23 protein-coding genes and 1 tRNA gene are annotated in these 20,525 nt (G+C 46.7%); 16 read left to right on the top strand and 8 right to left on the bottom strand.

The genetic code is table 11. The features are described from left to right. Positions 1 to 3: 3 nt before the first annotated feature. The 5 genes from ACJJIL_RS14150 to ACJJIL_RS14130 all read right to left on the bottom strand — a co-directional run bounded on the left by ACJJIL_RS14150 (position 4) and on the right by ACJJIL_RS14130 (position 5,466). A complete protein-coding gene (locus ACJJIL_RS14150; RefSeq protein ID WP_445359994.1) occupies positions 4 to 1,812 on the bottom strand; it encodes a hypothetical protein in 1,809 nt (602 codons plus the stop codon). Positions 1,813 to 1,933: 121 nt separating this feature from the next. Then, positions 1,934 to 2,551: a LysE family translocator gene (locus ACJJIL_RS14145; RefSeq protein ID WP_445359993.1), complete on the bottom strand. Its 618-nt coding sequence runs from the start codon at positions 2,549 to 2,551 to the stop codon at positions 1,934 to 1,936. A gap of 73 nt (positions 2,552 to 2,624) precedes the next feature. Further along, the gene (locus tag ACJJIL_RS14140; protein ID WP_445359992.1) at positions 2,625 to 3,122 is read right to left on the bottom strand and encodes a hypothetical protein; all 498 of its coding nucleotides are present in this window, start codon (positions 3,120 to 3,122) and stop codon (positions 2,625 to 2,627) included. A gap of 88 nt (positions 3,123 to 3,210) precedes the next feature. Continuing rightward, positions 3,211 to 4,089 (bottom strand): CPBP family intramembrane glutamic endopeptidase, encoded by an 879-nt coding sequence (locus ACJJIL_RS14135; protein WP_445359991.1) that lies wholly within the window; start codon positions 4,087 to 4,089, stop codon positions 3,211 to 3,213. 678 nt (positions 4,090 to 4,767) lie between these two features. Beyond that, complete coding sequence (locus tag ACJJIL_RS14130) at positions 4,768 to 5,466, bottom strand: hypothetical protein (protein ID WP_445359990.1); 699 nt, start codon at positions 5,464 to 5,466, stop codon at positions 4,768 to 4,770. Between the two features lie 263 nt (positions 5,467 to 5,729). On the opposite strand from ACJJIL_RS14130, the gene ACJJIL_RS14125 reads away from it, so the two are divergent. From ACJJIL_RS14125 to hdeA, 4 genes are all read left to right on the top strand, one after another. Then, positions 5,730 to 6,230: an HNH endonuclease family protein gene (locus ACJJIL_RS14125; RefSeq protein WP_445359989.1), complete on the top strand. Its 501-nt coding sequence runs from the start codon at positions 5,730 to 5,732 to the stop codon at positions 6,228 to 6,230. Positions 6,231 to 6,609: 379 nt separating this feature from the next. Beyond that, complete coding sequence (locus ACJJIL_RS14120; protein WP_445359988.1) at positions 6,610 to 7,290, top strand: hypothetical protein; 681 nt, start codon at positions 6,610 to 6,612, stop codon at positions 7,288 to 7,290. 108 nt (positions 7,291 to 7,398) lie between these two features. Continuing rightward, entirely contained in the window at positions 7,399 to 7,626 is a 228-nt protein-coding gene (locus ACJJIL_RS14115) for a hypothetical protein (RefSeq protein WP_444935481.1), read from the top strand. A 2-nt stretch (positions 7,627 to 7,628) separates the two neighbouring features. Beyond that, positions 7,629 to 8,057 (top strand): acid-activated periplasmic chaperone HdeA, encoded by a 429-nt coding sequence (hdeA, locus tag ACJJIL_RS14110; RefSeq protein WP_282933522.1) that lies wholly within the window; start codon positions 7,629 to 7,631, stop codon positions 8,055 to 8,057. Positions 8,058 to 8,358: 301 nt separating this feature from the next. Here the strand turns inward: hdeA and ACJJIL_RS14105 are convergent. Beyond that, positions 8,359 to 8,434, bottom strand: a tRNA-Arg gene (locus ACJJIL_RS14105). A gap of 410 nt (positions 8,435 to 8,844) precedes the next feature. Between ACJJIL_RS14105 and ACJJIL_RS14100 the strand changes: the two genes are divergently transcribed. Beyond that, positions 8,845 to 9,024: a PA3496 family putative envelope integrity protein gene (locus ACJJIL_RS14100; RefSeq protein ID WP_108735213.1), complete on the top strand. Its 180-nt coding sequence runs from the start codon at positions 8,845 to 8,847 to the stop codon at positions 9,022 to 9,024. A gap of 338 nt (positions 9,025 to 9,362) precedes the next feature. Here the strand turns inward: ACJJIL_RS14100 and ACJJIL_RS14095 are convergent, their stop codons facing one another. After that, the gene (locus tag ACJJIL_RS14095; protein WP_413665103.1) at positions 9,363 to 10,055 is read right to left on the bottom strand and encodes a 2OG-Fe(II) oxygenase; all 693 of its coding nucleotides are present in this window, start codon (positions 10,053 to 10,055) and stop codon (positions 9,363 to 9,365) included. Positions 10,056 to 10,359: 304 nt separating this feature from the next. Here ACJJIL_RS14095 and ccmA point away from each other — a divergent pair, with 304 nt between their 5' ends. The 8 genes from ccmA to ACJJIL_RS14055 all read left to right on the top strand — a co-directional run bounded on the left by ccmA (position 10,360) and on the right by ACJJIL_RS14055 (position 16,417). Then, positions 10,360 to 11,028 (top strand): cytochrome c biogenesis heme-transporting ATPase CcmA, encoded by a 669-nt coding sequence (gene ccmA / locus ACJJIL_RS14090; protein ID WP_445359987.1) that lies wholly within the window; start codon positions 10,360 to 10,362, stop codon positions 11,026 to 11,028. Next, positions 11,015 to 11,728, top strand: a complete 714-nt coding sequence (gene ccmB / locus ACJJIL_RS14085; protein WP_282933519.1) for a heme exporter protein CcmB — start codon at positions 11,015 to 11,017, stop codon at positions 11,726 to 11,728. The genes ccmA and ccmB overlap by 14 nt, the downstream gene beginning before the upstream one ends. Before the next feature lie 14 nt (positions 11,729 to 11,742). Continuing rightward, positions 11,743 to 12,486 carry a heme ABC transporter permease gene (locus ACJJIL_RS14080; RefSeq protein WP_282933518.1) on the top strand — a complete coding sequence of 248 codons (744 nt, stop codon included), beginning with the start codon at positions 11,743 to 11,745 and terminating at the stop codon, positions 12,484 to 12,486. A gap of 1 nt (position 12,487) precedes the next feature. Further along, a complete protein-coding gene (gene ccmD, locus ACJJIL_RS14075; RefSeq protein WP_444912610.1) occupies positions 12,488 to 12,730 on the top strand; it encodes a heme exporter protein CcmD in 243 nt (80 codons plus the stop codon). Between the two features lie 87 nt (positions 12,731 to 12,817). Next, positions 12,818 to 13,267 (top strand): cytochrome c maturation protein CcmE, encoded by a 450-nt coding sequence (locus tag ACJJIL_RS14070; protein ID WP_413665106.1) that lies wholly within the window; start codon positions 12,818 to 12,820, stop codon positions 13,265 to 13,267. Next, complete coding sequence (locus ACJJIL_RS14065) at positions 13,264 to 15,255, top strand: heme lyase CcmF/NrfE family subunit (protein WP_445359986.1); 1,992 nt, start codon at positions 13,264 to 13,266, stop codon at positions 15,253 to 15,255. Before ACJJIL_RS14070 ends, ACJJIL_RS14065 begins: the two co-directional genes overlap by 4 nt. 15 nt (positions 15,256 to 15,270) lie before the next feature. After that, positions 15,271 to 15,855 carry a DsbE family thiol:disulfide interchange protein gene (locus ACJJIL_RS14060; RefSeq protein WP_444896644.1) on the top strand — a complete coding sequence of 195 codons (585 nt, stop codon included), beginning with the start codon at positions 15,271 to 15,273 and terminating at the stop codon, positions 15,853 to 15,855. After that, positions 15,818 to 16,417, top strand: a complete 600-nt coding sequence (locus ACJJIL_RS14055; protein ID WP_445359985.1) for an IMPACT family protein — start codon at positions 15,818 to 15,820, stop codon at positions 16,415 to 16,417. Before ACJJIL_RS14060 ends, ACJJIL_RS14055 begins: the two co-directional genes overlap by 38 nt. 5 nt (positions 16,418 to 16,422) lie before the next feature. On the opposite strand, the gene ACJJIL_RS14050 is transcribed toward ACJJIL_RS14055, so the two are convergent. Further along, positions 16,423 to 17,622, bottom strand: coding sequence for a CaiB/BaiF CoA transferase family protein (locus ACJJIL_RS14050; RefSeq protein WP_445359984.1), 1,200 nt, complete (start codon positions 17,620 to 17,622; stop codon positions 16,423 to 16,425). Between the two features lie 279 nt (positions 17,623 to 17,901). On the opposite strand from ACJJIL_RS14050, the gene ACJJIL_RS14045 reads away from it, so the two are divergent. From ACJJIL_RS14045 to ACJJIL_RS14035, 3 genes are read left to right on the top strand one after another with little or no spacing between them, the layout of a single operon-like run. Then, entirely contained in the window at positions 17,902 to 18,753 is an 852-nt protein-coding gene (locus tag ACJJIL_RS14045) for an HpcH/HpaI aldolase/citrate lyase family protein (RefSeq protein ID WP_445359983.1), read from the top strand. 56 nt (positions 18,754 to 18,809) lie between these two features. Next, on the top strand, positions 18,810 to 19,337 hold the full coding sequence (locus ACJJIL_RS14040; protein WP_445359982.1) for a MaoC family dehydratase: 528 nt from the start codon (positions 18,810 to 18,812) through the stop codon (positions 19,335 to 19,337). Between the two features lie 30 nt (positions 19,338 to 19,367). Next, positions 19,368 to 19,886 carry a MaoC family dehydratase gene (locus tag ACJJIL_RS14035; RefSeq protein WP_444932721.1) on the top strand — a complete coding sequence of 173 codons (519 nt, stop codon included), beginning with the start codon at positions 19,368 to 19,370 and terminating at the stop codon, positions 19,884 to 19,886. The last annotated feature ends 639 nt before the right edge of the window (positions 19,887 to 20,525 follow it).

The raw sequence follows: 20,525 nt of genomic DNA, 5'->3' as shown, positions 1-20,525 counted from the left end.
ACTCTAAAATCCTGCCGTGCTAACTGACCCTGGTGAGGGTATTGCTGCTTTTTCTTTTTTGTGGCTTATTATTCTAATTATATGATTTATTGCGGGGTCTTCTCCTGCGAAATACTCTTCAGATGAGAGTGTTACGGGAACATGTGGTGCAATCCAGATGCGATGATCTTCGGCCTTTGAGGCCTGATGATATTGAGATGAAATAATCCCCCAGACACCGCTGTAAGGAAGTTTAAACCATCCCGCTTCACCTAAATGGTTGGGTCTGCTCCCACTTGGTTCACCGACAATGATGATGTCAGTTAAGCGATCGAGGTCTGCAAGTAACAAATGTGCAGCGGAGAAAGTATTTCGTCCAATAATCACAAATAGATTATTCTCTTCGCTATTTTCTGAAAAATGAATTAACGATCTTGTTAAGGGAGGGATAATAGAACCATTGCCGCCGCTGTTGTGACGCAAATCTAGAACAAGATTTTTGACTTTTCTACTCTTGGTGAATGCTGTGATCTTTTTGCTGAATACGTCCAGTGGGCGTGACTTATCTTGTGCGACCCTATTAAATTGTAAATATAGGAAATCATTGTCAGAATTGTATTCAAGCCAATAGTTTTCTTTCTTGTTCTTTAGGTAAAGTAAGTTGTCACTATTATTAGGTGCGGGTAAGGTTGGAAACCCTGTAAAGTTGAAAGGTTTTCCTGATAAAACTACTTGCTCTTTGATTCCTGATTTTTCTTCCAGAGTTAGTGGGATCTTGGATGCACTTTCTACTATGCCTAAACCCTCGAGAACCTCCGGTAAGGCCAGATAGTAAGGCCCCAGCCAGTATTGTTGCATTTCGTTATCGCGGGCATTTACAGTGGCAATCTTTTTCATTACTGCATCTATCGGCTGGTTGGCTACAGAAAGGAGTTTTTTCCCTACAAGATGCTTATATTCGGTATCGGCACCTAAAATGAATATCCCATCATTAAACCAATAGAGCTGGATTGGTAACTTGCTGAATGAGCCATTCCTAGAGTGGGTTGGGACAATAAAGTTGTGTCCATTCCCTAAGCTGGCAAGTAGCGCCATCATTCTAAATACGATTTGTTGGTCGGTTAAGTGGGGGATCTCTGTTTTAATTTCGTTTATGTGTAATGCTAGATCTTCCTTTGATGAGTGATGGTAGGGGTTAACATGTAGGCGTAATATTTCATCAGCTAGGAAGTTTAAATCTGTCATCCAGCGTTCATCTCTCGATAAATTTTCTAGCTGGCTTTCCCCAGAAAGCTCCTTATACATGTCGTCTTGAGATATGTGTTGAAAATCACTACTACCAATGAGGCTCTTTCGGTCATCCCATCTGAAATCGAGTGCTTTTTGAATCCAGCCTAGCGCTTGGTCTTTCTCTTCCATTTTGGAATGGCATTGTGCAATTTTGATCATTATATCGTTAGAGGGGGATGAAGCTGATCTTATCCCCGACATGATTGTCCCTAGTTCTAGGGTTCGTTTGAGTGAGGGAATTGCTTTGTTACATTGGTTCGTCTTGATGTATCCATGCCCGAGTAAAAACCAAGTGTCTCCATCATCTTTATATTGGGCGGTTAGTTTTTCGAGCAAGGGAATAGCTTTTTCCCAGTCATCGGTTTTTGCAAAACTTACTGCTTGTTCTCGCTCTATCCAATATTCGGAGCCGCTAGAGGGAAAGGACTGGGAGGGCATTTGACCAATAGCGCTGTTGGTCATAAGGTCTGCCTTTGAAGCGACTACTTCAGGTGATGGAGTCAAGAAAAATCCGAGTGCCGAAAGGGTCAAAAAAATTTTCATGCTTGTTTGTGCTTATTCTTTTACGATTGAGATTCTTAGGGGTAAGCTTGAATCAGGTATGCTTAAAGCAATATTAAACTTAATGTTAGTAATCGCTTTACTGTTTTTGTTAATGGGGGGCTCATTCCCTGCTCGTAAAGGCGAGTTTGAGCCCTAAAGCTGCGAAGCTACCAGCAAAGGCTCGTTGAATGATAACGCTAATTTTTTCAGAGTGAATAACATAATTTCGAATGACTGTTGCTAGTAAGCCATAAACAATGAAAACCAGAAAGGTCATAGCCATGAAGGCAAGTCCAAGAATCAGCATACTATCTAAAGGGTTCTGTAATTGAGAGGGAATAAACTGGGGTAAGAATGCCAGGAAGAAGATGGTTAGCTTTGGGTTCAGGATATTAATCATGAATCCCCTGAAAGCAATTGAGGTTAAACTCTGTTTCTTTTGATTTTCTTCTAGAGTCAGGGAGTTGCTAGATTTAAGCATTGACCAAGCTAGGTACAATAAGTATGCGACTCCTGCATATTTTACAAATTGGAATGCTAATGCACTGGTATGAATGATTACGGACAGCCCCATGATGCAAGCAAGGATAGAGGGGATGATGCCTAGCGTACAACCTAACGCTGCAGAAATACTTGCCCGTTTACCCTTAAATAGCCCCGCAGCAACTGTATATAGAACTCCCGTTCCAGGTATCAGCACAACGATAAAAGAGGTAATCAAAAACTCAATGCTTATCATAAGGACAAGTCCTGACATGAAATTATAGATTTAAATGCTGGATTTAGGGATAACCCTTTTGAATGGTGGCCTCTCAATCTTCTTCAATTTTTAAGCTTATACCAGCTATTGGTGTTCCTGGGGGAAGGCCGCTGAGTTGCTCATGTATCTGTCCTAACAGAACTAGATGGACTTCCCAAGATATAGATTGATAATTTTCTTTAATGTACTCCCCGCCCATTATCGGTGGTTGGATTGCTGAATAGCAACAACCTTGAGTTAATGGTTGGTCCACTAACTCAAGTAATAATCTGTATTTAAACCAGTTGCCCGGAATATCTTTCATTGCTGCCATCATCTCTCGGAAAGCATTCCAGGATTTTGCGGCAAGTTCCATTTCTCCTGTGCCAGTATCTAGGAAATAGACACGTTCCCTGTTCAGTAGGCCTTCCTTCCTTTTGAAGAATAAATCCCCCATAGAGGTCAGAAGGCACATGGAGGCCTTTTTGCCAACTAGCCATCTCCAGCATTCAAGGGCATCTCTTTTTCCTAGATCAGTAACTGGAGCAAAAATATCTACTTCATTATCCATAATGTATTTCTATCTACCTGCGGTAAAATTGCCCAAAACTCATGATTGTTCTTAATCAAAGCCTCTGTCACACATCCATGGCGGTACGTCAAGATTTTTGTGGAGACAGCATTTCGCTTGCAGGTTGAGCAGAGCCGAACTCTTGTTGGCCCTTTCTCCAGAAATAAATGCTGACACAAAAAATAACTACAGGTAAAACCATACCAAATTCGTTGAGATACCAGCCTGAATCTGTGCTTTGAAGGGTCAATGGATTGAAGAATTTTTGAATAAATGCATTGTGGCTCATGTGGAAAATAACGGCAGGCCAAACACTGTTAGTCTTTAATCTTACGTAAGTCATGATGACTGACATTGACATTAAGCCTAGCGTAAAGAAAAACAACTGATAGCTGAGAGGGGCTGTTTCATTCCCGTAGACACCTGCTACCATCATGGGCCAATGCCAGGCGGCCCATATAAACCCAGAGGTTAGTGCGATCCCTGAGAAGGACATAAGCTTTGAGAGCTCAGGTACAAGCAATCCACGCCATCCAATCTCCTCTCCTAAAACTCCAGGCAGTATCAATAAAAAGCTGATACTTGCAGTAATTAAGAATCTAAAGATGATTACACTGGTATCACTCCAGCCATCTACTTTATATCCTTCTCTTAGTGCCGTAACGTATTCTGAGTTATACCACTCCCCGAAACCTAAGATCCACATAATGAGGTAGGCAGCTGCTACATAGCCCAAGGGTACCAAATAGCTTAACCACTGATATTTCCAGCTTCCCCAAGACCATCCTAAGGGGCTCAGGCTCTTCTTAAATATCAAGCATGTTATGACCGTGGCAAGCCCAACAGAAAGCATTAAGGGTACTGCGCTTTCCATGTGAAAAATTAGCCAGTATCCGATAGGGTAGAGGCTCGCTGTGAGAATTAAAAAAACAGCGATAATTTTGAGCGAACTCAGCGATTCTTTCATCTAGATCGTTAACTCCGTGTTATCTTGAAAATGGCTAATCTGTAGTATGTCTATGTGCGAAATAGAATATTTCTTGTACTGTTAATGAGTGGGGATTACAAGAGGCGTAAGGTTTTGAAGGTTGCCCTGCAGAGTACTGTTATTGAGGTAAGGTAAAATTTACATTTTCTGAATCATATTTTCTAAATGTGGGAGGAATAGCCTATTAACTGTCTCTCGAATTAATGTTCCTTGGATTTTTTACTGAGCTATTCGATTATAGTGAATTCGATCAGTTTTTCCTTACTTTTACCTAAGCGGTTTTGATCTTACCAGACTGGTTATTGTATTTTCTTGTAGATTCGTTCAATGACATTCTGTATGGGATGTTTAGAGTTGTTAAAACAAGTGTATTAGCCTCAGGTAAGTATTTTGTATTTGATAGAAGTTAGGCCATGACTGTAGCCGCTAGGTTAATAACTGCTAACCGAAGTAGTTGAGGTGCTATATATGGTTGAATGTCTGTACACTTGTACAATGATGGGGCTACTTCCTCCTTTCCATAGCTTTATGCTGTTAAGTAACCTAGAGGTTAAAACATCGCTCGGAAAATGACGTATGGGTAGTGTCCGGTGGTTTAGTTATTGAGCCGTTTAATGTGAAGTGCTGTGCTGCTCCTGAGTTATAAAAGGGCATTGGTTAATGTTGTTTCCACTCTATGGTATCGCCTAAATTTTGCTTTATATTTTCAAACATTGCGACTCTGCTAGAGTTTGGAAATTTTTGGATAAAGAAGTCGATTTGCTGTTTTGCTTTGGGGATGTCTTGGCGATAGATATGCAAGAATACATAGCCAGATTCGACCTCACTGTTAAGATTGGGACTAAAATGTTCTTTTAGTATGGATAAGCTTAGCTCTGCTTTGTCTAAGTATGCGGGGCCAATTGACAAGTAGAAATAGGATGCTGAAAAGTTGCACATCACGGACTTTTTAAAAGTGTGAAGACACGCACTTAGGTTATTGATTGCTTTTTCCGCGCTACCCTCTACATCCATGTTGTGGCCCTGTCGGTAAAGTTCTGATAGCAGGTAAAGCGACTGTTCTGAGCCATTATGTACTGTGTAAAAAGCTTCTGCTTCGGAAACTAATACAAGCCATTTTCGATAGATCAACTCTCTTTCTTTATCATTTGTAAAACTGGGTGGGTATCCACCAATAAACTGATTGAGTTTTAATATATTCTGTCTAATCTCCGAAAAGGACATCGTGGGTGAATCTATTACTGGGGGATTTAGTTCAAATATCCGTTCTTGGAGTGTGGTGCCAGGGATGTTGACTTGAGATGAAGCGTTGGCAGAAAGAAGTGTGATGAAAATTAGTGCTAAAGATAACTTCATTATTCTGCCTCTTATATCCTTGCTGTAATGGTTCTCGACCTTTAAGTAGTATAGGGGATAGCTATTGTTACTACATACCGATTTCTTAACCATCTAAATTTTTTCAGTCGTATATTAGCTTAATGATATTCATTCGTTGGAGTGGGTGGATACAGCACACTTGTACCGATTTGTGCTCATGTCAAAGTGGATTGGCTTCTTGACGGAGCTCAAAGCTATAATCAAAATGCTCCTCCAGCAGTAATTAGCCGCAGTTTAGCTTTATGCGACTTAAGTCTTTATTAATAGTGTCCATGCTGACCCTCAGCGGGTGTTATGAAGTAACCCCTCAATCTTATGATCGCAGTAAGTGGTTGCCACGGTGGTCTGATGTCGATGGTGATTGCCAGAATACTCGCCAGGAGCTATTGATCCGTCTCTCTTTGGCTCCTGTCGCCTTCAGCAATGAGAAGAGCTGTACAGTGGTTACAGGCCTGTGGATGGACCCCTATACGGGACAGTTTTTTGAAAAAGCTTCGGATCTGGATGTGGAGCATATAGTACCGCTATCTTGGGCTCATAAGTACGGTGGTGCTAGCTGGAGCCGGGAGCAGCGCGAAGCTTTTGCAGAAGACCCTGCAAATTTGTGGCTGGTTGATGATGGCCACAATCGCAGTAAGGGAGATAAAGGGCCCGATCAGTGGCTGCCGCCCTATAAGCCAGCCCAAGCCATTTATATTCGTCAGTTTGAGGTTGTGGCCCGTAAGTATCGGCTTGGCGACTGAATACGACACTCTAACGTTAGAGCTGACATTGAGCTGATTTTTAAGTAAATCGGCTCCTGATGGAAATCACTGATCTCCGGATTATTTAGATCCTTCACTCCTTGCTCCCCATCCTATTATCTCCTTCGGGTTAGTTGGCAATAGTGATATTTAGCTATCCACCTAACCTACATGTTCTGGTATGAACGCTAGTCAGAAATGGCATTAATGTACACTTCAGTTAAAGCACTGTGATTTTCTTCTGTTGCTGAATATTCATTTCTGCGATTACTTGCCGCTTAGATAGGATGGGGTGTTACGAATTTGGCTTCCTTGGGTTACATAATTGAAGCGATATTTACGGGCATTGAATTGAGTTAAAAGATGATAGGGGAGAGCTATGGATAGAGTTGCGGGTATGTCAGCGTTTGGCATGGGGTTAATTTATATTAGTGCTTTTGTATTCTTTGGTGCTTTTTGGTCTTTTCCATCGGATGGGAGCCCCATAGAAAAAATGACCTTCTTGGCAGAAAATCAACTGATTTTTAATATTGCCTATACCCTAATGTACTTGGTCTTTGCGATATTACTGGGCTGTGTGGTAGTTAGCTTATATGAAAAGCTAAAAAGTAAGAGCAGAGAGATTGCTGCATTGGCATCCTTGTTTGGAGCAGTCTGGGTGGGCCTTGTCATAGCGAGTGGTATGATCGCAAATATAGGGCTCGCCTATGCTTTGGGACTAATGGAGGTCAGTGTTCAGAAGGCTTTCGATACCTGGGGAATAATATACTTGATGGTTGAAAGTCTTGGTGGTGGCAATGAGTTGGTGGGTGGACTTTGGGTTCTGCTAATTAGCATTGCTGCATTGCAAATTGGACTTTTTTCCCGGCCATTAAACTTTATCGGAGTGCTAGTGGGAGTGGCGGGAATTGCGACTATCTATCCGGACGATATCTTTACAGAAATATTCGGAATTTCCCAAATAGTCTGGTTTATTTGGTTAGGTTTCTCTTTGCTAAGGCTGGGTAGGCACAGTCAAAAATGGGAGGCAGCAGACTCTATTCCGAGCGCTAATGGCTAAAGATGTATATAGGTAAAGCCTGCTTCATCACATGGAATGTGTCAGAACAATAAAGTTTGTATGCAAGAGGGTAAGAAAGTGTTTTTGATTTTTCCCAAAAAATGAAAAATGCGTCTATCCTTTCAATGGGCCAAGCATTCGTTGATTCAGTGTCTTGGCTTGCGTTTCCGCTGTCGTAAGGCTGGTGAATCCGGGGCTATTCCTTGCCTCGCTGTTTGTCGCAGTCATTTTAGTGACTTGCCGGCCAGTCCTCCCCGGCCCGTGGGTAGCGAGCGGATTGCACATTACCTGCAATTGATTCACGGGGTGATAACCCTGGATATTTTGGAGATCTAATTGTGAAAAGTAAGCAGTTCATTCTTCCTTTGGTAATTGCCAGTCTTGCTGCTTCTGCTGCCTTCGCGGATAACCATCCCAAGAAGCCGGCGAAAGACTGGACCTGTGCGGATTTCCTGGCTATCGACGATGAGTTTAAACCTAAAGCAGTTTATTGGGCTGCCGCCTACGCCAAGAAAGGCACGGAAGAGGGGGATATGCTGGATATTGAAGGCACAGAAAAAGTGACGCCGATGGTGATTACCGCCTGCACCAAAGCGCCAAAAGAATCTTTCTGGGCTAAGTTCAAAGATGAGTGGCACAAGGTGGGGATGCACCACAAGAAGGACAAAGCTGAAAAGCAGATGATGAAGATGCAGAAAAAAATGCAGGATGGCACTCAGATGAACAATAGTAATGGTGGCAGTGGCACAAATGGGACTAACCAGTAGGCGCTGTTCGTTAATACTTGCATTGCTATTGTTCTGGGCCCGGCTTGTGCCGGGCTTTGTCTATCCTGAGATGGAGATTCACCAGCGAAATGGTTTCGGTTAGTATTTATGGTGAATGGACGAAAAATAGGCAAATGGATTTGTGATATGGGAAAGACTGTAAGAAACGAAGCCAGGCGCGGGAGAACAATTAGCCGTTCTACCAGGCTCTTCTGGGGTGGGGTGCTGTTGGCTGGGTTATTCCTGGCGTTGTTTATGCATGCGGCAAAGGCAGTCGTTTGCTAATTTGCCTTGATATGTATGGCGCCCCCGGGTGGACTCGAACCACCAGTCCGGACTTAGGAGGTCCGTGGTTTATCCTGTTAACCGACGGGGGCGGGTGTCAGCACTGCTGAAGAGCGGCGCTATTCTAGCCTGTGGAAAGCCCTGTGTCATGTCATGCTTTTCACCATTAACTCACCTTCCATCAAATCGTACCAATTTGCTGTGTCACTGAGGGTAACATTAGCGCCACTCGGTTACTGCTATTCCCGTCGTTCCCTTTTCTTAAAATTTTCGAAAAACCTTCATAAATCTGTCTTTTTTCTTCGCTACTTTGACTTCGAAATGGCGATTTTTGCGGATAGCTTTGTTCGGGGATCATCTGGAAAGTTTTGACGTGAAAGCCGCATTTCCACTTGATAAATTATTGCTTGACCACGATTGATTGAGCTGGATAACCTGCAATTGCACCCTTGGTGCGATAAGGATATTTCTGCTTTCTCTAATCAAGATTATGGAGTTTCGTATGAGCGGCCACGTTAACGAAAGACGCCTAGATTTTGATAATGTGGGTATTCCACAAATTGCAACTGAAGTGCTGAAGGAAGCTACCTCTCAGCCACCACGCGACGCACGTCGAATGGTAGAAGACAAATTGGAGGAAAAGCGTTTAAGGCGTGAATTAATGGACTATGATTTCGACTAACGAAATATGCTGAAACTTTAACGGCTACAGCCAGCTATGCAGGGTGCAGATAATAAATAAAAGTAATCTAAAAATAGGATTGCTTAAACTGTACTCTGCGTAGTTAATAGATTTTATTGAAAATTTGCCTTTCCTGCCCAAGTCACTTCTATTTTCCCCTGGCTTTTCTCTGTGCTTTTAAATCGTTGGGCTCTGTTTCCCCGTATTGTATTTTCACTAATTAAAGTTGTTAGGTTTATTATTTTTGCAATGGGTGCTATGGAGATAGGGAAGAAGGTGTGTAGGTACAGAGCCCGTAAGGGATGCGGGCTCTATCGTAGGTATTGAGTTGGCTGTAGCTACATATTTTGTGTGGCTGCAGAGTTGCCTCCAAACCAACCCAGCAGACGCTTGAGTTTTGAAGCTAACTTGCCGCGCTTGGCCTTTCTGTTTTTGTCAGCATCGCTGACTAACCAGGCTACCTGGATAACCAATCTTTTACCTTCGAAAGGCAAGTGTCCGTGGAACGAGTTATCGGCTCGCTTAAATGCGGCCAGGGTACCGTACGAAGGTTTTACCTCTGGGGCTGCGGTATCTTCAAAGTTATCGCCGCTTTTTAAGAAGCGCAGGCAGCCTGTGCCGTCCAAGGACCACTCCGGGTTCAGGTAGAGCAGGGCGGTAGCAATTTTTGACTGTCCGTCGGTATGGATGCGGCCGTGGCGTTTCTTAAGTGTACGGCTAATGGAAACATAGGTTGGGTATTGAGAAAGATTCTCAATACCCAGGTTGTTGCCAATAGCATCGGCAAATTCCGGAGCCCTAAACTGTTCAATCAGTTCATTTATTGTGGTGCCACAACTGCTTCTATCGTAGGGAAGGTAGCCGGCCCCTTTAAGCTTTGGGAAGTCTTTGATAAAGGATGCCATCAGGTTCTCGGCCAGCAAGTTCTTGGCAACGAAGAAAGGAAATGGCTGTTGGTGAATCTGGCTTTCTTGGCCAATTAAAGTAGTAGCGTCGAGCCAGGGATCGATATGGGTGGCGAGATTGTTCATAGACACGCATCCTTACGAGCAGAAGAATTGGCCCTTTTGGGGGTCCAGCTTTATGTCGACTTCTGAGATTACCCACTTCCTTGAGGGTACAGCGAGAAACAGGTACTGAATCTCACGACGGTGTGAAAATACCAAAACTACAATTCAGTGCCAATTTAAATAGCGCTTTTCAGTGTGAATCAGTGGGCATTCTTGCGAAAGATCAAGGGTTGCTAAAATGTTGCTCGCTGAGACAATGCAATTAGCGCTGGTGCCGGTATAATGCCGTTCAGATTTGTCAGAGCGGTTTTATCCTGGAATGTCTGTGACCCTTAAGTCCCAAGTTGTGCTGCAAGTGAGAGATCTCGCCTGCGAAAGGGATGGTCGGCGCTTGTTTGAGGGCCTTCAGTTTTCTCTTCAAGCCGGCGCTGCAATTCAAATCAAAGGTAGTAATGGCGCGGGTAAAACGACCTTGCTGCGCACTTTGATTGGCAGTAGCAGTGATTTCACTGGGGAGATCCTTTGGTGTGATACCGCCTACCCGCAATCGCTCTCGGCGATGCGTGAATCCTTACTATATATCGGGCACAGGGGCGGAGTGCGTAGTGGCCTGACTCCGCTGGAAAACCTCACCTGGTATGGTGCTGACCATGAGGACGCGCTTAATGCGCTCGATAAAGTCGACCTGACCGGCTTTGAGGACAGCTTGTGCCACTCCCTTTCCGCCGGCCAGAATCGCCGGGTCGCCCTAGCGCGATTATTTCTACCTGATTCCCCTCGATTGTGGATACTCGATGAGCCACTGACCGCCCTCGACGTTGTGGGTGTTGCTGCATTGGAAGAGCAAATGGCGGTCCATCTTTATAGCGGTGGTTCAATTCTGCTGACCTCGCACCAACCTCTGTCATTAGCCGGACTCAGTGAGGTTAATTTGTCTGACTATTCAGTCTCTGAGCCTTTTGAGGATTTTGGGGGAGAGCATGTCGACAGTTGATGTCCAAACGCCGGTGAGCGAAGTGCGCAGTGGCCCCGGTTTTATGGCGCTGTTCCGGATTGAAATGCTCTTAGCGCTGAGAAAACGAGCAGATATTGCCAACCCCTTATTGTTTTTTGTGACGGTTTTAGCACTTTTGCCGTTAGGGGTAGGACCTGAGCCCGAACTTCTGGCAAAGATGGCTCCGGGCATGATCTGGGTAATGGCTCTACTGTCCACCATGCTATCCCAGGAAAGCCTTTTTAAAGGTGATTTCGAAGATGGCACCCTGGAGCAGCTCACCCTGTTACCACAACCGCTTTATTTTGCGGTTCTTGCAAAATCCCTGGTGCACTGGATTGCCACAGGCTTGCCGCTGGCATTGCTGTCGCCGCTGCTCGCCTTAATGCTGAATCTGCCCGTGGATGGTTATGTTTGTTTGCTGGTTTCCCTATTGCTGGGAACCGCGAGTTTGAGTTTGATCGGGGCCATTGGTGCAGCACTCACTGTTGCCTTGCGCCGCCCCGGTTTGCTCTTGGCACTAATTGTTATGCCGCTGTATGTGCCCGTGCTAATCTTCGGCACCGGCGCAGTTCAGGCGGCAATTGATGGCTATGCCTACAGCGCCCAACTGGCGATATTGGCAGCACTCCTAGCGGCTGCTGCGGCACTGGCGCCACTCGCTGCTGCGGGTGCAATACGTATTAGCCTGGATAATTGATTTGGAGGTCTTTCTTGGCTTGGCAATGGTTTCACCGCCTGGGTTCGCCCCGCTGGTTCTATCAAAAAACTGAAGCCTGGCTGCCATGGCTGGCGCTGGCTAGTGTTGTATTGCTCGCTGTAGGCAGTGTTTGGGGTCTGGGTTTTGCCCCAGAAGATGCCAAGCAGGGCAATAGTTACCGCATTATCTTTATCCATGTACCCGCCGCCTTCCTGGCTCTGGCCGGTTACTACATTATGGCGATCAGCGGTGCTATCGGCTTGATCTGGAAGATGAAGCTCTCCTTTGCCGTGATGCGCGCTGCCGCGCCGATCGGTGCGGTATTGACCTTTGTTTCGCTATTTACCGGTGCTGTGTGGGGTAAACCTACCTGGGGTGCTTACTGGGTATGGGATGCCCGCATTACTTCAATGCTGATACTCCTGTTTCTCTATGTCGGCGTTATGGCACTTACCCACGCAGTGAACCGGGAGCAAGTCGCCGACAAAGCTTCTGCGCTGCTGGCTCTGGTGGGCACCGTTAATATCCCAATTATTTACAAGTCCGTAGACTGGTGGTTTACCTTGCACCAGCCCGCGACCATTCGCCTGACCGAATCCAGCAGTATTGATCCGAGTATGTTCTACCCGCTGCTGACCATGATTATCGGTTTCTACTGTATGTATGCCTGGACCCTGCTGACTCACACCCGCACTCTGCTGCTCAAGCGCGAGATGCGCACCAAGTGGGTACAGGAAGAACTGGCGGGAGGTCGATAAAGTGGAGTTTCAATTTGCCAACCTGGCTGATTTCCTAACGATGGACGGCCACGGTGTATTTGTGTGGGTGTCTTACGCGGTGACTTTCCTGAGTCTCGCGGGAATGGCTCTCTACCCTTACATTGCCCGCCGCGGCCTGAAGGCAGAGCTGGTGCGACAGCAGAAAATTGCCCAGCGCCGCCGCCAGGCAGTGAGTGAGCGCACAGTAACCACGAAGAAAGAAACAGCAGAGGAACCGGCTTAATTTCAATTTGCCGGGTTCCAGCGGATAGGGCGATGGAGAACCTATCAGCGCAACAGAATTAAATAGTTATGGAGTAGGACTTAGACAATGCACCCTGTACGCAAGCAACGCCTGATACTCGTACTTGTCCTGGTGGTATTGTCCAGTGCAGCAGTAGGTTTTGTAGCCTATGCGATGCGTGGCAATATCGATTATTTCTATGCCCCCAAGGCCTTTGCAGCGGGTGAAGTCCCGATGGAAAAGCGGATTCGCGCGGGAGGCTGTGTTGTCCCGGGCAGTGTGCAGCGAGCTACTGATAGCCTGGAAGTCCAGTTTGTGATTACTGATGGCGAGGCTCAACTCTCCGTAGTCTTCGACAAAATCCTGCCGGACCTATTTGCCGAAGGCGAAGCAGCAGTGATTACCGGCCAGTTGATGCCAAGCGGTGTTCTGCGTGCGGACCAGGTGCTGGCCAAGCACGATGAAACTTATACGCCACCTGAGGTAGCCGATACCATGGTTTCCCATGAAGGTTGTTCCGATGGAGCGAAAATATGATCCCTGAGCTGGGCCATTTTGCGTTAATTGTCGGCTTGCTGCTTTCGGTTGCTCTCGCAACAGTGCCAATGGCCGGTAGCTATTCATCGCGCCCTGTGTGGATGGATGCGGGGCGTCCGCTGGCTCTGGGTATTTTTGCGTTCGTTCTGATCGCTTTTGCTTGCCTGACCACTTCTTTTGTGCAAAGTGATTTCACGGTTAATTACGTAGCACAGAACTCCAACAGTATCTTACCGGTTTATTATAAAGTTACTGCTGTATGGGGTGGGCATGAGGGCTCCATCCTGTTGTGGCTTTTGATTCAGGCTGGTTGGGCTGCGGCAGTAGCGCTGTTTGGTAAGCAGCTGCCCCCAGAGCTTTCCGCGCGGGTTTTATCCGTACTCGGTTTTGTACTGATCGGGTTTTTCCTGTTTATTCTGCTTACCTCCAACCCATTTGATCGCACCCTGCCATTCCCACCGATGGAAGGTTCTGACCTGAACCCGCTGTTGCAGGACCCGGGTATGATTTTCCATCCGCCCTTGCTTTATATGGGGTATGTGGGTTTCTCGGTTGCCTTTGCTTTTGCCATTGCGGCACTGCTCGGTGGCCAGTTGGATGCGGTGTGGGCCCGTTGGGCAAGACCCTGGACGGCTGTGGCTTGGGGCTTCCTGACCTTGGGTATTGCCCTGGGTAGCTGGTGGGCTTATTACGAGCTGGGCTGGGGTGGCTGGTGGTTCTGGGACCCGGTTGAGAATGCATCCCTGATGCCTTGGTTGGTGGGGACTGCCTTGATGCACTCCTTGGCGGTAACTGAGAAGCGTGGGCTGTTTAAGAGCTGGACTATCCTGCTGGCGATTTTCGCTTTCAGTCTCAGCCTGCTCGGCACCTTCCTGGTGCGCTCAGGGGTGATTACCTCGGTACATGCATTTGCTACTGACCCACTGCGAGGCAGCTTTATTCTGGGCTTCCTGGCTGTAATTGTCGGCACTTCGCTGCTGTTGTTCGCCCTGCGCGCACCGACAGTTAGCGCCCGCAGTGTTTTCTCTTTCCGCTCTTTGGAAACCTTCCTGCTTGGCAATAACATCCTGTTGATGCTGATTATGGGCATGGTTTTGACCGGTACTCTTTACCCGCTTCTGGCCGACGCCATGAACTGGGGCAAGGTGAGTGTGGGCCCGCCCTTCTTTAATCTTTTCTTCGTGCCACTGATGGTTGTTCTCTGCCTGTTGGTGGGTATGGGCGTGCGCGCCAACTGGAAAGACAGCCGCTGGGACAAACTGCTGAGCGCATGGCGTTTGCCATTTGTCGCTTCGTTGGTAGTTGCGTTGCTGTGGACCCTGGCCCTGGGAGACTTCCACTGGGGAGCGGCGCTGGGAATCTTTATTGGTATCTGGGTCTTTGCTTCCAGCATCGCTGATATCGTGGCTAAAACCCGCAACTCCAGCTCATTCTTTGCCGGCCTTAAGCGTCAGAGAGCCAGTTACTACGGTATGCATATCGCACATATCGGCCTGGCAGTTTCGGTGTTGGGGGTAGTACTGACCACCGTTTACAGCATTGAGGAAGATGTGCGTATGGGTGCTGGGGACAGTTTCCAGGTTTCCGGTTACGACTTCAAATTTGACGGTGTTCGTATGGTTCAGGGGCCTAATTACCGAGCCTTTGAAGGTGTGTTGCATGTCAGCAAGGACGGGAAGCCGGTTGCAGAGCTGCATCCCCAGAAACGCAATTACCTGTCTGGTGGCAACACCATGACAGAGGCGGCGATTGATACCGGATTCTTCCGCGATATTTATGTGGCCCTCGGTGAGCCGATGGACAGGTCTAACCCAAGCGGTGATTGGGCTGTGCGACTTCAGTACAAAGCCTTTGTGGTATGGATTTGGCTGGGCTCGCTTCTGATGGCGATTGGTGGAGCTATTGCTGTAGCGGATAAGCGCTATCGCAAAGCGAAAGCCGCTAAACCTGTAGATGTAGAAATTACAGGCAATGTTGCTACGGCGTAATAGTTGGAAAGGATAATGTCTAGACTCAAACTCTTTTTGCCCCTGGTAATATTTGTCGTGCTGGCCCTGTTATTTTGGCGGGGCCTCTACCTGAATCCACAGGAAATGCCATCGGCCCTGCTGAATAAACCTGTGCCGGAATTCTCTTTGCAAAAAGTGGCGGATAACAGCCAAATTGTAGAGAAGAAAGATCTTCCCAATGGCCCGCATTTGATGAATGTGTGGGCCACTTGGTGTGTAGCTTGCCGGGTAGAGCACCCCTATTTGAATGCTCTGGCTGAGCAGGGTGTGCCGATCGTTGGCGTTAACCTCAAAGATGAGGATGAGGCAGCAATCAAGTGGTTGGAAAAATTCCACAATCCCTACTTGTATAGCCTCGCCGATAGAGATGGCCGTTTGGCTCTGGACCTCGGTGTTTTCGGTGCGCCGGAAACTTTCCTGGTGGATTCCGAGGGAACTATTCGGTGCAAACACGTTGGCGTTGTCGACAATAAAGTCTGGCAGACCAAGCTCCAGCCTTTGTACGAAAAATTAAAAAACCAGCGCTGGGACGATATTGTCGGTGAGTTATCAGATTCCCTCATCTCCCGTTGTCAGTGAGACAGAAGAAAAGAAGAGCCGTTTTATTTGTTGGCTGGGGCCAGTAGAGAATAAAGCGGCTTTTCAGCAACAGCTGGAAACTGTCCGCGCTCAATATCTCGATGCAAGCCACCACTGTACCGCGTTGGTGATCGGCAACCCTTCCAACCCGGAAGTAATGCAAGCAGATGACGACGGCGAGCCCGGTGGTAGCGCGGGGCGACCAATGCTGGAATTGCTGTTGAAACAGGGTGTCGGTAATGTGGGCGCTATAGTGACCCGCTATTTTGGTGGTACCAAGCTTGGGGTGGGTGGCTTGATGCGCGCCTATCGCGGTGCGGTAGGTGCCGCGCTGCAAGATATTCCGTTGCAGCCCTTTGTTCCCCTAATGCATGTTTCGGTTTGCTGTGATTTTGCCCAGGAAGCTCGCCTGCGCTTTTTGGTGGGGCGTCACCAGGGGAGTTGTGGCCAGGCGGAATATGCCAGTAACGTCACTGTGCCAGTTTCACTTCCCGAGGATCAGTGGTCACAATTGCAGACACAATTATTGGCAGAGAATTTTCAGGTTCTCGATGATCAATAGTTCTTTCAAATGATGCCGTATTTGGCGAGCTTGGCTATCTCAGCCCCGGAATAGCCAAGCTCAGCCAGGATATCCTTGGTGTCCTCTCCCAGGGTAGGTGCCCGCTTGAAATTAACCATCTCTCCATCGCAGCGAATTGACGGCGCCAGTATTTTAATATCCTTGCCGTGATCACCGGGTATTGTTTGGATGCGATCGGTATCGGAAACAAAGGGGTTTGTTAGCGCCTGCTCAACGTCATATACCGGGGCGGCTGGCACTTGGCCAGCTAAAATTTTTAGCCACTCTGCGGTAGCTTTTTTTGACAGTATCTCATCCAGTATTTCGGTTAACTCCGATTGATTTTTCCTGCGTTCCCTGAAATTTACAAACTTGGGTGCGTCAGCTAATTCCGGATGTTCAATACATTGACACAGGGATTTCCAGAACTTTTCCTTATTGCACATCAGGTAAATCCAGTCGTCCTTTGTCTTATAAAGTTGACAAGGGCTTAGGGAAAAGTGTGCTGATCGTGGCACCCGCTTTTGGTTGTGCCCCGCATTTAACTGCCACATGGCCACATAACTTAAATTATATAAAGCGTTATCAAAAAGGCTGACATCGATATCTCGCCCCTTGCCAGTTTCCCTGGCATTAAGTACACCGGAAACAACGGCCAGCGCGAGAGCCACCCCGGTGGATAAATCCACCAGGGACAGGCCGCACCGGGCAGGTGGACTGTCAGGTTCACCAGTTAGCTTGAAATAGCCTGCCTCTGCCTGCACGGGGTAATCATATCCCGGCCACTTGGCCCTATCGCCACTGCGGCCGTAGGCAGTCAGGTGGGCGCAAACGATCTTGGGGTTCAGCTTCCCCAGTTTTTCGTAAGTAATACCCAGCTTGCCCGGTACGTCTCCCCGCAGATTGTCGGTCAGTGCATCTGCACTAAGAATTAATTTGTGCAAGATTTCCTGCCCTTGGGGAGAGGAAAGGTTGAGGGATAAACTGCGTTTGTTGTGATTGAAAGCCTGGAAAAAAAGGCTGCTATTATCCCCTGGTTCATTTTCCAAGAAGTAAGGGCCTACGGTACGGCCTACATCCCCCCCGTGGGAGATATCTTCGACCTTAATGATTTCCGCTCCAAGATTTGCCAGATATAAGGTGCCAAAAGGGCCTGCACCATATTGTTCCACCGCCACAATCCGCAATCCTGAGAGAGGTAACATGTCGGAATAATCCACTAAATATAGATACGCCGTATTCCTCAGCATAGAGCAGGAGTTGTAAATTCGATGGGATTGGCTGGTAGATATTGGGAATATCCGGTCACCCGTATTTTAGTGACCCTCTGACAGGCAGGGCTCACTGAAGGTGAGTGTCACGATTTAATACAGAGTTGCTAGTCTTTTGGGTGAGCTACTGATTGGTTTGGAATCCAGTTGTAGAGAAGGGCACCGGGAATGGATATCCGGATATCTGTCAATTTGTTGAGAGGGTGCCGCTAGATGGGTAGTGTCATTAACAGAAGCAAGTATTTTCGCAGCGTCCTGTTTGTCCCTGCGACCCGGCCGGATCGCTATGAAAAAGCAATGGCCAGCGGAGCCGATATTGCCTGTGTAGATTTGGAAAATGCCGTTTCCCTGGAAGATAAAGATACTGCAAGGGAGCAGATGGTCAATTTCTTTACAGGAAAGGATATTGTTCCTACTCAGCGCGCGTTGAGAATCAACCAGCTCGACAGCGATTGCGGCATCAAGGATATGTTGATGCTGCTAGATCTGCCGCAACTGCCAGATGTTGTGATCCTTCCCAAGGTTCAATCAGCAGAAGAAGTGATTGGTTTTTGCCAGGTTATGGCCCCCTCCCATAAAACGATTCGAATAATAGCCCTGATTGAATCGCCAAAAGGTTTGGAGAATGCGTTGAGTATTGCCCAGGTAGAGGAGGTGGTTTGCTTGGCCTTTGGCGCGGCTGATTACAGTGCAACAGTGGGGTCAGATATGAGCTGGGATGCTCTTTTATATGGCAGGGGGCGGCTGGTTCAGGCTGCCGCATTTGCAGGCATTGATGCTGTAGATGGCCCCTATTTGGAGCTGGATGATGAAAGAAGCCTAATTGAGGAAACACAGAGGGTCTCCGCCCTGGGGTTTTCTGGAAAAATAGCCATCCATCCAAAGCAAATTAAACCGATTCACCAAGGATTGGCACCATCTAGTGAGGCGCTTTCTCATGCTCAGCGAGTACTGAAAGCTTATAAAGAGAATCATGGTGGAGTTCTTGTAGTTGATGGACAGATGGTGGATATGCCCGTGGTTGAGCGGGCACTGAAAACTGTGGCGGCCTCGAAGGGATTGTGACCGTACTGTAGCAGAGCCAAACTCACCGGAGCCTTACGGTAAGGCAAGAGGTTTCTATGCCCCGCTATCATTTTCCTGCGTATATAAAAACCGGTAAAAATCGCTATCGAGAGCGTTATGGTCTCGATTTTGAAGACTTTAAGGTAGGGCAGGTTTTTCACCATAGGCCTGGCGTTACCATTAGCCAGCACGATAATAAGGAAGAGTGCATCAAGACCTTAAATCAAGCCATGCTGCATTTTGATGAATGTTACACCGCCCAAACTGAATTCGGTAAGCCGTTAATCGATACTACTTTAGCGGTTCAACAGCTAATGGGCTTGATTTGGAAGACCTACAATCGAAGGAAAAAAATTGTTGGTTGGAGAAAAATTTCCATGGTGGCACCAGCTTATGGCGGTGATACCTTGTATTCTGAGAGTAAGATTCTCGAAGTCAAGGCAGGTAGTGAGTATGACGACGCGGGGCTGGTAGAAATTGTTATATTTGGAAAGAATCAAGACAAGAAGACTATTTGCGAAATACAGTGTGACATGTTGATCTTCAAACGCAATCACCTGCCTTTCTCTGCGAACGGCTACTAAATTTCCATTTTCCATATTTAGGTGACCTCAATGAAAGAGTCATTTAATTTTTTGCGGGAAGTAGAAGATAACGTTTATATAGAAACGGTCGGAATAGACTTTGAAGATTTTGAAGTGGGGCAAGTATTCGAGCATCGCCCAGGCCGAACCTTCACCGAAGCTAGCTGTGTCGACTATGCACTTCGCTCATTCGATCTCAGCCCATTTATCACTGATAAGGTTTATGCGCGTCGAGTTTATGGTGATAGGCAACGAGTATTGGAGACATTTGTTTTAAGTGCAATGGCGCATACAACTAGAACGTTTGGAAAGGTTGTGGCCAACTTGGAGATGAGTGACTGTGAGTTGCAGCCAGTTTATGTGGGAGATACTTTATACTTCGAATCTGAGATACTTTCCAAAAGGGAGTCAAAATCAAGGCCTGAACAGGGGTTGCTTAGCATATATTCCCGCGCTCAAAATCAACATGGTGAATGGGTTTGCGCCTACAAGCGAACGTTACTTGTTTATCGTAAGAACTTTGGTCCCTATAAGGCTGCTGGATACTGATTTCATTACCTAGCCAATGGCTTCTTTTTCCTACTCTGGATTGTCGAGAGTGGTATAGCGCAAGTAGTAAAATTCAAGAGGTCCTCCAGTATAGCGATGGATCGAAAAGAGCATTCTAATATCTCCCTGCTTTAACTATTTTAAATGTAGCCTGTACCGTCTCCGCCTGTTGCTAATACCTCGGGGGGATGGTTACATCCATTGTAAAATGTGTGTAAATGGATTGACTTATACAGATTTGTATATATCGTAAAAACGAGGAGAATGTTGATATATTGTGCGGCTGCAAGGTGTCTTTAGGGGTACCTTTGTACAGTGTGACAAATAGCTTCTTTGTATGCTCTTAAAGATAAATATCTTAATTCAGTAGGTAGTAATAGAACGCTGGTAGAAACAGACATAGGGAATTACGCAGTTACTCAGAGATACTGTGAATGTCAGTTGACACATTTGTCATGACTAGTGATGGGTGCTTACCGTCTGTAGGTAGTGAAAGCAAGAAAGCCACGTGTAAGATTTTCAAATTGATAAAAGAGCACAGGGTAGTTTACCCTGATATTTATTCAAATGAAGATGAATTAGATAAATATACATATGAAGTACTACAGATCAGAAGTGCCTGTTAAGAAGAATGCATCT

It is taken from the genome of Microbulbifer maximicatervae (SeqCode), from assembly GCF_052468095.1.
Note: the sequence above shows the minus strand (reverse complement) of the source record. Positions and strands in the feature narration are given on the sequence as shown.